Genomic DNA, 12,376 nt, shown 5'->3' with positions numbered 1-12,376 from the left:
TTTATGAAACAAACAAAATTCATGCGTCAATTATTTGCCGCAACTGCTGCAGCAACGTTACTTGTTCAAGTAGCACCCGCCGCAACGTTTATTCAACCAGCTAACGCGCCTGTCGTCGCTTTAGCTCAAGAAGAAACACAAGTCTTTACCGATGATTTAGGACGTGATATTACTTTACCTGCTCACGTTGAAACGATTTTAGCTTCTGGACCAAATAGTCAAGTCGTTCTTTACTCGATTGCTCCAGATAAAATGGTCGGCTGGAACTCCAGTCCTAAACCAGACGCATTAAAATATTTACCCCAAGAAATGGCAGACATGCCTGAGGTCGGATCTGTATTTGGTAAGAAAGAATTAAGTAAAGAAGAAATCATTAACTTAAACCCAGACGTTATTGTCGATATCGGCGATAAAAAAGACGACATCGCAGAAACATTAGATACTTTACAAGATCAAACTGATGTCCCTGTGATCTTTTTAGACGGTAACTTAGACGATTTACCAACTCTTTACACTCGTCTAGGTGAATTGTTAGAAAAAGACGTTCAAAATCAAGTAAATTACATTGAAAAATTACTGACAATGGCCAATGATAACCACGAAAAAGCAAAAGAAAAAGATATTAAATTCTATTATGCCTTTGGTGAAGATGGGACGCGTACAGGAGCTGAAGGTGACTTTAGAACAGAAGTTTTAGAAAAAGTTGGTTTAGTGAATGTCTTTACTAAAGATCAAAAAGACACGGTCAACTCTAAAGAAGTTTCCCCAGAACAAATTGTCGAATGGCAACCGGAAGTGGTGTTCTTTACCGATCAAGAAGCCTTTGATCAACGAGCAGAAGCACCATGGTCAGAAACACCGGCGGCTGAAACGAATCAATTTTACTTAATTCCAAATGAACCATTCAACTGGGTATCTGGACCTAAATCAATTAATGCTTTAATGGGTATTCCATGGTTAGGTCATGTATTCTTTAACGATCTATATAACGTTGATTTGATTGAAGAAATGAAAACATTCTATCAAACGTTCTATCACCATGAATTATCCGACGAACAGGCTCAAGAATTGTTAACCCATGCTCTTTCTAGCGAGCAATAATTATTAAAGGAGAATCAGTCATGGAGCGAATTCAATCCACATGTAACTATTGTGCGATTTCATGTGGTTTAGATTTTTTAGTTGAAAATGATGAAATTAAAAAAATTATTCCTAAATCCGGCTATCCCGTAAACCCTGGCCTTTTATGTATTAAAGGACTAAATTTAGATAAACAACAAACCATTCATCGTCCGAACCCATTGCCTAAAATTAGACAAGAAGACGGTTCGATGAAAGTGGTCTCTTGGGATGAAGGGTTTGAGCATGTAGCTGAGAAAATTCAAGCTATTCAAAAAAAGTATGGCGAAGAAGCCTTTGCCGGGATTAGTACCGGACAACTGTTAGTCGAAGACTTTGCTTTATTAGGTCATATGATGCGCAACCACTTACAAGCCAACTTAGATGGAAATACCCGTTTATGTATGGCGACTGCCGTCGTGGCGCATAAGCAGTCCTTTGGCTTTGATGCACCGGGCTACACGATTAAAGATATGGAACTTTCTGATACGATTATTTATGTCGGTGCTAACCCTGTGGTCGCTCACCCGATTATTTGGAACCGCGTCAGAGCAAGTCGCAAACCGTCTGATCGCATTATTGTGATTGACCCAAGATGTTCAGAAACAGCTCAAGAGGCTGATTATCACTACCCTATTAAACATGACAGTGACTTAACTCTATTCTATACCTTAGCGAATATTTTAATTGAGCGAGACCACTTGGATCATGATTTTATTCAACAACATACCAATCACTTTGAATCCTTTAAAGAATTCGTTAAAGACTTTACTTTAGAACGTGGCGTTAAAACCACTGGCTTAAGTAAAGAACAATTCCTTGAATTAGCCGATTTAATTATGACCGGTAAACGCGTCAGTTTTTGGTGGACCATGGGAGTTAACCAACACTATGAAGGTGTGCGTGTAGCTCAATCTATCATTAACTTAGCTCTCATGACAGGTAATATCGGCAAACCAGGAACAGGAGCTAACTCATTAACAGGTCAAACAAACGCAATGGGATCACGTTTGTTTAGTAATACAACGGCTCTTCATGGTGGAGCAGACTACACCAACGAAGCTGAACGTGAGCGAATTGCTGATATCTTTGGCGTTACTCCTGATTACTTAGCTAAAAAGCCAACCATTCCTTATAACGAAATTGTCGAAGGAGTTAACTCTGGTAAAATAAAAGGATTGTGGATCATCTGTACGAACCCACGCCATAGTTGGACCAATAACAAGACCTTTATGGAAGCGGTAGAAAAACTAGAACTCTTCGTCGTACAAGATTTGTATGATGACACTGAAACCTCTGAATTAGCGTCAGTCTTTTTCCCAGTCGTTCCGGGTATTAAAAAAGAAGGTACAATTATTAATACGGAACGTCGCTTGTCTCCTGTTCGACCAGTTATTTCTAAAACAGAAGACGAACGAACCGACCAAGAAGTTTTCTTAGGGGTTGCGGAAAAGTTAGGTATGGATATCTCTCGTTGGGATGAGCCAAGAAAGATTTTTGAAATGATGAAAGAAACATCGCGAAACATGCCTTGTGATATTACAGGGGTTCAATGGGATGAATTAACTCGTTCAAAAGGCGTTCAATGGCCTTTCCCCCAAGGAGCTATTTTGAAAGAAGACGAGCGCAGTCTGTACGAGGATGGTCAATTCTTCACCCCGGACGGACGAGCGAACTTTATCTTTGAAGAACCTTTAGAAAATCCAATGCCAACCACCGAAGAATTCCCAACGGTCTTTAATACGGGACGCAGTTCAGCCGCTGCATGGCATACTCGTTCAAGAACACGTGAAATTAGCGCGAACCATCAAATTAACCCAGAAAATGCTTACGTAGTGATGGGGCCGTTGATGGCTAAAGAGTTAGACGTGACAGAAGAAGATCGCGTTATGATCTACTCTTCTAACGGAGAGCAAGCGCTATTTGATGTTCACATCTTTGACCGCCAGCGAAACGATGAAGTCTTTGCACCGATTCATTACATCGAATGTAACCAGCTGACCGCTTCTGTTTATGATTCTTACTCTAAAGAACCGGCCTATAAATCGGCTCCCGTTCGCGTTGAAAAGTGGGAAGGAAGTGTCCAATGAACTTTAAACAATGGTTAAAAACATTACCTGTTCCAATGCTTCCAGCTCTCGTTGGAGTATTAACTTTATCAAACGTTTTTAACGGCTTAGGATTTACATGGGTGAGGCATATCTTTATGGTTTTATGTGGTGCTTTGTGGATTTGTGCTACTTTAAAAGTCATTGATCACCCTCAACAATTTAAAGAAGAATATAATCATCCGATTTTATGTGCCTTATACGCAGGCTGGTCGATGTGTTTAATGATCTTTAGTCAATATATTGCCCAATTTTCCTTACCTGTTGCTAAAGTATTATGGCTTATTGCCGTAACGGTTCATATTATCCATATTATGATCTTTACTATTAAACACGCTTTTGCGCACTTTAAGACGCATTTTTATGTGCCGGCTTGGTTTGTTACTTATAACGGTTTAGCCGTGGCGGTCGTTATTGGCGATATGATGGGATTTCTTCCATTACAAAAAATGATTACGTGGTATTGTATCGGTATTTACTTGTTTTTATTACCGACCACTATTAAGCGACTATTGACTCATCCTTTTGAAAAGGCAGTCTATCATACTCAGGCCATTATTATTGCCCCGGTTAGCTTGAGTTTAGTGACTTATTTAAAAATGTACCCGGAACCTTTTAAACCGTTAGTTTACTTACTGTATGGGTTACTTTTACTTTCATTACTGTTCTACTTTATTAAGTTACCTTCTTTCCTAGCCTTTAGTTTTATGCCAAGTTTTGCGGGAATTACGTTCCCAATGGCTATTGGTGTCGTAGCAAGTGCTAGTATGGTGCAATACTTTAACAAATATGAACTAGTGAAGTGGGCTTATATCGCTGAACAAATTCGTGGTATTCAATTATACTTAGCTACTTGTGTCATTGGTTACGTCTTTATTCGCATGATGATTAGCATCTTCGGTGTTGACGTTAAAATTGCTAAAGCCTATGAAGCTTAACAAATTACCCGCCAGCGCAGTGATTTTAGCTGGCGGTCAAAGCAGGCGAATGAAAGAAGATAAACAACAACTAATATTAAATGGACAATGGTTAATGGGCTCATTAATTAGTCAGTTAAATACTTTATTTGAAGAAGTCATCGTTGTCTCCAATAAACCTCAATTATATCAATCTCTTCCGGTTAAAGTGATCCAAGATGTCCCTTCTTTTAAGGGGCTAGGTCCTTTAGCAGGTATGCAAGCAAGCATTCAAGAGATGGCTTATGACTCTTTCTTTTTAACGGCTTGTGATATGCCAAAGTTAAGCGAGACACTGATTCGTCACCAATTTTCCAAATTAATGAATGATCAAACGAAAGGATGCCTATTACAAAGCAAGCATCAATCCATTGATCTATACCCATTTCACGCTTTCTACCATAAAAGCATTCTTTCTTTATTGAATAAATCATTAACACAACGAGAGTTAAAGTTAAGGTATTTTATTAAGCAACTTCCATTAAGCTTTATTGATTTTGATGCATTTAATATGAACCAATCACTAGATGAATGGATGCTTAATTTAAACACCCCACAAGAACGACTAGATTACGAAAAGTTAGTAGAAAGGAGGTTACTTACATGAATCATTCAACCCACGACGCGACAACGAGTGCCACGTTTTCCTATCAGCCAAGCCAGTATCATCACGAAACAAAAGAGAACGAATTTATTGGGATCGGTAAAGGATTATTTGGTGACGTTGTCGTCAAAGTCGCTGTTGAATTAAAAGATATTGAAGTGATTGAAGAATATGAAACGGTCGGTATTGGAGACTTAGCGATTAATAAAATCCCTCACGATATTCTACGTGAAGGTCGTCTAGACGTGGACGCAGTGTCTAGTGCTACTGTAACGACCGATGCTATTAAAGACGGTGTTAAAAAAGCGCTACAACAAGCTGTGGATCAATTTACAAATGAAGCGTCCGATCAATGGATCGCTCCAGCATCGGCCAAGTCTTCATCACAAGCGTCCCGTCTTTCTACTTTAGATCATAATCAATCTTTCCAACCTGCCGCTCAACTTTCTCAGGCGATGCGCAAACGTTAATCCACTCTCTCCTTCGTCCCTTTTGGCCGAAGGAGTTTTCAGTTAACATGAAGTTTGTGATTTTTATCCAATGTTGCATTAAATGAATTATTGCGACATATTATAGTTAGAACGATTCTCACTTTAAAAGGAGTGCAAAACTAAATGAAACAATTGATTGCTATTGTAGGAAACAACTCATCTCCTTCAACCAACCGTCAATTATTATGTTATATGCAAGATCACTTTAAAGATCAAGCTCACATTGAATTGATGGAAATCGCAGGACTACCTGTTTTTAATAAACCTAGTGATAAGAAAGTACCAAAACGTGTGTTAGAAATGGCTCAAAAAATCGAAGCAGCCGATGGTGTTATTATTAGTACGCCAGAATATAACCATACGATTCCTTCAGCATTACGTAACGCTTTACATTGGTTAAGTTATTATATTTATCCTTTAGTCGATAAACCCGTAATGATTACCGGAGCTTCTTATGGTCGTCTAGGCTCTTCCAGAGCTCAAGCTCACTTAAGACAAATTCTTGACTCCAACGACATTAGAGCTCGCGTCATGCCTAACTTAGAGTTTATGCTCGGTTATTCTTTACAAGCTTTTGACGAAGAGGGGAAATTAGTAGACCCTGCTATTCGCCAACAGTTAGACCAAATTTTTGCAGAATATTTAATCTTTTGTGATTTGACCAATGATTTAATTCAAAAATATGGCTCAAACAAACAAGAAGCAAAGGATTTTTCATGGGACAAAGATAAAAAGGAGCAAATTAAATGATGAAATTAGTTGGAATTGTCGGCTCTCCTGCTGAGCAGTCTTACAACCGCGAGTTACTTCAATTTATTCAAAAAGAATATGCAGACTTAATTGATTTAGAAATTTTAGAAATTGATCAAGTTCCTTTATTTGACCGAGATGAAAGTCAATTAACTGATGAAGGGCCTGTTCATACTATTGTACGTAAAATTCATCAAGCAGAAGGGGTTATTATTTCTACTCCAGAACATAACCATACAATCCCTGCTGGATTAAGTAGTTTAATTGAATGGTTATCTTATAAAGTCCATCCTTTACGCCATAAACCGGTCCTCATTATCGGCGCGTCTTATCACAATCAAGGAACGTCTCGTTCGCAGCTTCATTTACGTCAAATTTTAGAAGCGCCGGGAGTGGATGCGATGACGATGCCAGGAACGGAGTTTTTACTCAATGAAGCTAAAACAGCCTTTGATATGTATGGACGCTTAAAAGATGAAGGAACCATTGTCTTTTTACGTTCAGTCATTCAAAAGTTTATGGAGTACGCAAAAGCGATCCAAACCCTTAAAGTCAAACCCGAGCTAGGTGTGGAAGATTTAAACGCTAACGCTGGAACTAATACAACCATTGAGGGTGTGGAAATGAATACTAACCACTGGTTTACTCAAGCAAGTCAAAAAACAAAGGCTGTATCAGGCCAACAATACGTCCAGTTAGATAAAGGGCTTCTAACTGTCGATCAAATTAATTGGCTACTCAATAATTTGCCGGTTGAATTATCCTTTATCGATAACAATAACCAATATTTATATCATAACCGCCCGATGGACCCGCCGACGTTGATTAAACGTCACGACGAAGATTTAGGATCGAGCTTAGCCCATCTTTATCCAAAAGAAACCCATGAAGATTTGGCCACCGTTATCGGACAATTAAGAGCTGGGTATGAAGAACATATTCCTACTTACTTTATTAATGATCAAAATGAGTTTGTGTTACATGACTACCGTGCTCTTCATGATGAAACGGGAGAATTTAAAGGATTTTATGAATACGTCCAAAACTTACAACCTCTTGTTGAATGGTACTTAGATCAAACAGGTCAACAATTAGTCGCTAAAGAGGCAACTGATTGGGTGACTGAAGAAGTTGTAGAAGAAGTCGTTGAAGAAACTTCACAAGACGATGCTACAACAAGTGCATCTGAACATTAACGATAAAAATCCCCTAAAGTTACTGCGAGGGATCGCAATACTTTAGGGGTCTTTATTTTTTAATTTTTTGACGAATTGTACGTAACGCTGGCGATCCGACAACAGTAGAGTGATCTTTAACATCTTCTAAGACCACCGCTCCGGCTCCTATTTTTGCTCCATTTCCTACAGAAATCGGTCCAAGTAAAATAGCGCCGGCTCCGATTAAGACATTGTCTCCTACTTGCGGATGTCTTAGGCAATTTTTTTGTTGACCTGTTCCGCCTAAAGTCACTCCGTGATAGATCGTCACATAATCGCCAATTTTTGCTGTTTCTCCAATCACAACACCCATGCCGTGATCGATGAATAAATATTGACCAATTTTTGCTCCAGGATGAATTTCAATGCCTGTTTTTTTCCTAGAGCGGTGACTAATCCATCGAGCGAGTGTTTTGTATCCTTTATTATACAAACGATGTGCCTTACGGTGGCTACTTATCGCTGAAATCACTGGATAAAACAACAACACTTCTAATAAGGAACTAGCGGCGGGGTCGATGGATTGAATGTACTTTGCATAATCAATGCGATCTTTTAAACGCATCTATGCTCCTCATTTCTCATCAATTATTCTTCATTAAATAAAGCAGTTGAATAGTAACGTTCCGCGGTATCAGGTAAGACGGTCACGATTGGACCTTCAATTTGTTGACTCATTTTTAACGCACCGCAAACGTTAGCGCCTGAAGAAATACCTACAAATAACCCTTCTTCTTTTGCTAGACGTTTAGCCATTTCAATCGCTTCTTCATCGGTCACTGTAATAACGTGATCAATAAATTCCGGTCGATAGTTTCCAGGAATAAAGTTGGCTCCGATTCCTTGTATTTTATGAGGCCCTGCTTCACCTTTAGTAATAAGGGCTGAAGAGGCTGGCTCTAGAGTCCACACTTGAATGGAAGGATTTTGTTCTTTTAAATATTTCCCCACTCCGGATACGGTTCCTCCTGTCCCAACCCCGGCGATAAAACCTTTAATATTAGATTTTTCTTGATAAATCTCAGGTCCCGTCGCCTTGTAGTGAGACTTTATGTTAGAAGGGTTATTAAATTGATCTGGCATATAATAGCCACCTTCTTTAACAAGTTCTTTAGCTTTATCGACCGCTCCTTGAACTCCTTTATCACCAGAAGTTAAAATTAACGTTGCTCCTAGAGAACGGATGACATCTTTTCGCTCTTGACTCATCGTCTCAGGCATTGTGATGACTACTTCATAGCCTAATTGACTGCCAATAAATGCCAGCGCGATGCCCGTATTTCCACTTGTTGGCTCAATAATTTTCATCCCTGGCTTTAATTCGCCTCGTTCAATCGCATCATGAATCATTTGAAAAGCAGGACGGTCTTTAATACTGGACATCGGGTTTGTTTTTTCAATTTTGACGTAAATATTTGAATGAATCGATTGAAGTTGAACGAGAGGAGTTCCTCCAATTGTTTCTAACACTTTCATTATTGACCTCCTTTAAAATCTTATAAGAAAATAGATTTAGTTTGTAAGTAATCTTCTAAACTATAAATGCCCACTTCTTGGCCCAATCCTGATAATTTATGGCCCCCCATTGGCGCAGATGAATTACGACGACCATTATTGACACTCACAAGACCGGTTTCTAGTTGACGGGCGACCTTTATGGCTTTTTCCTTTGGTCCAACGACTGCTCCTGAAAGACCATAATCGGAATCATTGACTTCATTGATAGCTGTTTGTAAGTCGTCATAGGTAATAACACTCAACACAGGACCAAAAATTTCTTCTTGAGCAATTTTCATATCATTTGTTACATCAACAAAGACCGTTAAATCAACAAAAGGACCCTTTAGATCGACTTGGGAACGCCCAACTAGACGACGAGCACCCTCTTTTAGACCGACTTTAATATATTCTTCGACGCGTTCTTTTTGGTTTTGGTCAATTAAAGGACCTAACGTCGTCTTTTCATCGGCTGGATCGCCTAAAACTACGTTATTTTCATAAAAATCAGTGATCTTTTGATAGACGACTTCTTTAATGGAGGACGGAATAAACAAACGACTCAAGACGGTACAAGTTTGTCCCACGTTACCTAGTAACATATTAAGGGTCGTTTCAACAGCTAAATCAACGTCACCCTCTTCTAGTAGTAACATCGCTGACTTACCACCTAATTCTAAAACGAGTTGCTTAATATGATCTTTAGCACTTTCATACATATGACTTCCCACTTTGGTAGAGCCAGTAAAAGAAATAACTTGTGTGTTTGGATGGTTAGCCAAGTAATCTCCCGACGTGCCTCCACGACCTAAGATAAGGTTAAAGACGCCTTTAGGCAAATCCGTTTCTTCGTCGATAATTCGCGCCAATTCAATCGCTGCGAGAGGCGTTTTACTACTTGGATGAACAACGACTGTGTTGCCTGTTAATAAAGCAGGAGTTAACTTACGTTGAATTTGATTTAAAGGGTAATTCCACGGCGTAATCATCGATACAACTCCGTAAGGCTCCTTAACAACTAAAGCATTTTCTAACGTTTCTTCAAAGGAATAATCTTTAAAGGCGTCTAGTAAACAATCCATTTCTTCACAAGACTTTTCTACTTGTCCTGATAAAGAAGTCCGCTTCGTAGCACCGAGTTCTTGAGTAATAATATCGGCTAATTTTTCTTTATTACGTTCAATTCCATCACGAATTTGTTTTACGTACTTTGCTCTTTCTTCTTTTGAGGTATTGCACCATACCCGAAAGGCTTCATTCGCTGCTTTAACAGCTTGATCGACTTCTTCTTTGGTTGCTTGAGGAATCTGTTGAATCACTTCCCCGGTGTAGGAATTGTAAACATCAATTTGCTCACGATCTTCTCCTTGGATCCATTGACCATTAATGTAATGTGCCTGCATCTTGAGTTCGCTCCTTTTTTATAAAAAAAGGTAATGGAAAATTGGTTATTCAATTCTCCATTACCGTCTCATTCAATCGACTAATTATTTTAAAATAATTTTACCAACGACGTCGCCTGCTTTAACAGGTCCTGGTGTATTCATTTCAAAAGACTCAATGACGTCAGCTCCATTGGTAAAGATCACCATCATGGCGTTATCTTTTTCTTCTTTTTCTAACATGTCTAAATCTACTTGTGAGATGACTGAATTTGCATCCACAGTTTGACCTTCGTTTACATTCGTGTTAAACGGATGGCCATCTAACGCCACTGTATCGATTCCCATATGAAGTAAAACTTCTAAATCACTTGCTGTAAAACCAACGGCGTGTTTTGTTGGGAAAACGTTATTAATGACTCCTTCAACAGGAGCAGTAATTTGTCCATTAGCTGGAACAATCGCATACCCGTCTCCCATCATTTTTTGAGCGAAAACTAAATCGCTTACGTCTTCAATACTAATTAATTCACCATCTGCTACCGCATAAAGGGTAATTTCTTTATTAACTTCTTTTTTGTTTTTTTCTTTTTGAAAAATCCAAACATTCTAGTTCCTCCTCTAAAAGGGTTAATCATTCTGTATATTTATAGTACCATATGTGGGGTGGTAGAACAAAAGAAACGTTAGAGTTCACAATTTTTTAACGGTCATTAGACGTTCATTCGTGTATACTTAATAAAGGTAAAAAATTAGAAATGGTGGTTATATGGAACAATTATTTGATATTGTTGAAATGATTAAAATTATTATTTTAAGTATTATTCAAGGCATTACGGAGTGGCTACCTGTTAGTAGTACAGGGCATTTACTGTTATTTGATAACTTAGTGCCGTTAAATTTAAGACCTGAATTCATTAATATGTTTATGGTTTTAGTTCAACTAGCATCAATTATAGCTGTTATTATTGTCTTTTTTAATAAATTAAACCCTTTAGATCCTAATAAAACAGCTAAAGAACGACAAGATACGTGGGTATTATGGCTTAAAGTAGCCGTAGCATCCGTTCCAGCGGCGTTATTTGGTTTAGCGCTAGATGACTTAATTGAAAGTAAATTATCCACGCCTTTTGTCATTGCTTTAACGTTAATTATCTACGGTATTTTATTCATTTGGGTGGAATCGAAAGAATCCGGAAATCACGCTCGCAAAATTAAGTCATTTAAAGATTTAAAATTCCGACACGCTTTTTATATGGGACTATTCCAAGCACTCGCTTTAATTCCTGGAACCTCTCGTTCTGGAGCGACAATTATTGGAGGGCTTTTAATGGGAGCGTCTCGTTTTATCGCGGCAGAATTTTCTTTCTTTATGAGTATTCCTGTGATGTTTGGAGCGAGCCTTTTAAAGCTAGTTAAATTTGGCTTTGATTTTACTGTCCCAGAAATCTTTTATTTAATCACTGGAATGTTAGTGTCGTTTATTGTATCTGTCTTAGCGATTAAATTCTTATTGGATTACATTAAACGTCACGACTTTAAAATCTTTGGTTATTACCGTATCGGTTTAGGGATTCTAGTTATTTTATATTTTTATATCTTAAATCCTTTATTCTAACCATATTAGTCGCTTTATTGAGCCAAACCTTTTATACTTTTGAAAAGGAGTGAAGACAATGTCACAACATGAAATCGCAATTTTAGCTGGTGGTTGTTTTTGGTGTATGGTCGAACCTTTCGACACGCGCCCTGGTGTCATTCGTGTGACTTCAGGCTATACTGGCGGACACAAAGAAAACCCCACTTATGAAGAAGTTTGTTCGGGTACAACGGGACATGCTGAAGCAGTCGAAATTGAATTTGATCCGTCCCTTATTTCATATGAAGAGATTTTAAATACTTACTGGTCATCGATGGATCCAACGGACGCCGGCGGTCAGTTTTTAGATCGCGGTAGCTCCTATCGTCCAGAGATTTTCTATACGACCAAGGAACAAAAAGAAATCGCAGAAAAATCTAAAGAAGCTCTACAAAATAGTGGTCGCTTTGATAAACCAATTATCGTTCCCATTACTAAAGCAAGTCCTTTTTATCCGGCAGAAGATTATCATCAAGATTTCTACCGTAAAAACCCTGAGCGTTACCAATTAAGTGAACAAGCCTCAGGTCGAGCTGAATTTACTCAAAAACACCTTAAAAAACAATAAACTAAGAGCGCTCTCTTTATTGATAGGGAGCGCTCTTTTTATGTG

At 38.5% G+C, this 12,376-nt stretch carries 13 protein-coding genes; 9 read left to right on the top strand and 4 right to left on the bottom strand.

What is annotated here, in order from left to right:
- The first annotated feature begins 3 nt into the window (after positions 1-3).
- From BLR79_RS01915 to BLR79_RS01885, 7 genes are all read left to right on the top strand, one after another.
- A complete protein-coding gene (locus BLR79_RS01915) occupies positions 4-1,101 on the top strand; it encodes an ABC transporter substrate-binding protein (RefSeq protein ID WP_092084328.1) in 1,098 nt (365 codons plus the stop codon).
- 20 nt (positions 1,102-1,121) lie between these two features.
- Complete coding sequence (locus tag BLR79_RS01910) at positions 1,122-3,209, top strand: molybdopterin oxidoreductase family protein (protein ID WP_092084326.1); 2,088 nt, start codon at positions 1,122-1,124, stop codon at positions 3,207-3,209.
- On the top strand, positions 3,206-4,165 hold the full coding sequence (locus BLR79_RS01905; protein ID WP_092084324.1) for a TDT family transporter: 960 nt from the start codon (positions 3,206-3,208) through the stop codon (positions 4,163-4,165). Before BLR79_RS01910 ends, BLR79_RS01905 begins: the two co-directional genes overlap by 4 nt.
- Positions 4,155-4,790: a molybdenum cofactor guanylyltransferase gene (mobA, locus tag BLR79_RS01900; protein ID WP_092084322.1), complete on the top strand. Its 636-nt coding sequence runs from the start codon at positions 4,155-4,157 to the stop codon at positions 4,788-4,790. The genes BLR79_RS01905 and mobA overlap by 11 nt, the downstream gene beginning before the upstream one ends.
- Entirely contained in the window at positions 4,787-5,257 is a 471-nt protein-coding gene (locus BLR79_RS01895) for an FMN-binding protein (protein WP_092084320.1), read from the top strand. The genes mobA and BLR79_RS01895 overlap by 4 nt, the downstream gene beginning before the upstream one ends.
- Before the next feature lie 144 nt (positions 5,258-5,401).
- Positions 5,402-6,028, top strand: coding sequence for an NADPH-dependent FMN reductase (locus tag BLR79_RS01890; protein WP_092084318.1), 627 nt, complete (start codon positions 5,402-5,404; stop codon positions 6,026-6,028).
- Complete coding sequence (locus BLR79_RS01885) at positions 6,025-7,224, top strand: NAD(P)H-dependent oxidoreductase (RefSeq protein ID WP_092084316.1); 1,200 nt, start codon at positions 6,025-6,027, stop codon at positions 7,222-7,224. The genes BLR79_RS01890 and BLR79_RS01885 overlap by 4 nt, the downstream gene beginning before the upstream one ends.
- A gap of 52 nt (positions 7,225-7,276) precedes the next feature.
- On the opposite strand, the gene cysE is transcribed toward BLR79_RS01885, so the two are convergent.
- The 4 genes from cysE to BLR79_RS01865 all read right to left on the bottom strand — a co-directional run bounded on the left by cysE (position 7,277) and on the right by BLR79_RS01865 (position 10,643).
- Entirely contained in the window at positions 7,277-7,810 is a 534-nt protein-coding gene (gene cysE, locus BLR79_RS01880; RefSeq protein ID WP_092084314.1) for a serine O-acetyltransferase, read from the bottom strand.
- Between the two features lie 23 nt (positions 7,811-7,833).
- Positions 7,834-8,721, bottom strand: a complete 888-nt coding sequence (cysK, locus tag BLR79_RS01875) for a cysteine synthase A (protein WP_092084312.1) — start codon at positions 8,719-8,721, stop codon at positions 7,834-7,836.
- Between the two features lie 20 nt (positions 8,722-8,741).
- A complete protein-coding gene (locus BLR79_RS01870; protein WP_092084310.1) occupies positions 8,742-10,145 on the bottom strand; it encodes an aldehyde dehydrogenase family protein in 1,404 nt (467 codons plus the stop codon).
- 84 nt (positions 10,146-10,229) lie between these two features.
- Complete coding sequence (locus BLR79_RS01865) at positions 10,230-10,643, bottom strand: PTS sugar transporter subunit IIA (RefSeq protein WP_234970769.1); 414 nt, start codon at positions 10,641-10,643, stop codon at positions 10,230-10,232.
- 250 nt (positions 10,644-10,893) lie between these two features.
- On the opposite strand from BLR79_RS01865, the gene BLR79_RS01860 reads away from it, so the two are divergent.
- Entirely contained in the window at positions 10,894-11,742 is an 849-nt protein-coding gene (locus BLR79_RS01860) for an undecaprenyl-diphosphate phosphatase (protein ID WP_092084308.1), read from the top strand.
- Positions 11,743-11,800: 58 nt separating this feature from the next.
- Positions 11,801-12,331 (top strand): peptide-methionine (S)-S-oxide reductase MsrA, encoded by a 531-nt coding sequence (msrA, locus tag BLR79_RS01855; protein WP_092084306.1) that lies wholly within the window; start codon positions 11,801-11,803, stop codon positions 12,329-12,331.
- Positions 12,332-12,376: the final 45 nt, after the last annotated feature.

Origin of the sequence: Dolosicoccus paucivorans, assembly GCF_900100125.1 — a bacterium.
GTDB lineage: Bacteria > Bacillota > Bacilli > Lactobacillales > Aerococcaceae > Dolosicoccus > Dolosicoccus paucivorans.
The sequence above is the reverse complement of the archived record's forward strand: the minus strand, read 5'-3'. Positions and strand labels throughout refer to the sequence as shown.

What these genes read in the sequence shown, in the direction of transcription:
- BLR79_RS01870 (WP_092084310.1), bottom strand. Translation starts at nt 10,145, where the DNA reads ATGCAGGCACATTACATTAATGGTCAATGGATCCAAGGAGAAGATCGT.
- BLR79_RS01895 (WP_092084320.1), top strand. Translation starts at nt 4,787, where the DNA reads ATGAATCATTCAACCCACGACGCGACAACGAGTGCCACGTTTTCCTAT.
- mobA (WP_092084322.1), top strand. Translation starts at nt 4,155, where the DNA reads ATGAAGCTTAACAAATTACCCGCCAGCGCAGTGATTTTAGCTGGCGGT.
- BLR79_RS01885 (WP_092084316.1), top strand. Translation starts at nt 6,025, where the DNA reads ATGATGAAATTAGTTGGAATTGTCGGCTCTCCTGCTGAGCAGTCTTAC.
- BLR79_RS01915 (WP_092084328.1), top strand. Translation starts at nt 4, where the DNA reads ATGAAACAAACAAAATTCATGCGTCAATTATTTGCCGCAACTGCTGCA.
- cysK (WP_092084312.1), bottom strand. Translation starts at nt 8,721, where the DNA reads ATGAAAGTGTTAGAAACAATTGGAGGAACTCCTCTCGTTCAACTTCAA.
- BLR79_RS01910 (WP_092084326.1), top strand. Translation starts at nt 1,122, where the DNA reads ATGGAGCGAATTCAATCCACATGTAACTATTGTGCGATTTCATGTGGT.
- BLR79_RS01860 (WP_092084308.1), top strand. Translation starts at nt 10,894, where the DNA reads ATGGAACAATTATTTGATATTGTTGAAATGATTAAAATTATTATTTTA.
- cysE (WP_092084314.1), bottom strand. Translation starts at nt 7,810, where the DNA reads ATGCGTTTAAAAGATCGCATTGATTATGCAAAGTACATTCAATCCATC.
- BLR79_RS01905 (WP_092084324.1), top strand. Translation starts at nt 3,206, where the DNA reads ATGAACTTTAAACAATGGTTAAAAACATTACCTGTTCCAATGCTTCCA.
- BLR79_RS01890 (WP_092084318.1), top strand. Translation starts at nt 5,402, where the DNA reads ATGAAACAATTGATTGCTATTGTAGGAAACAACTCATCTCCTTCAACC.
- msrA (WP_092084306.1), top strand. Translation starts at nt 11,801, where the DNA reads ATGTCACAACATGAAATCGCAATTTTAGCTGGTGGTTGTTTTTGGTGT.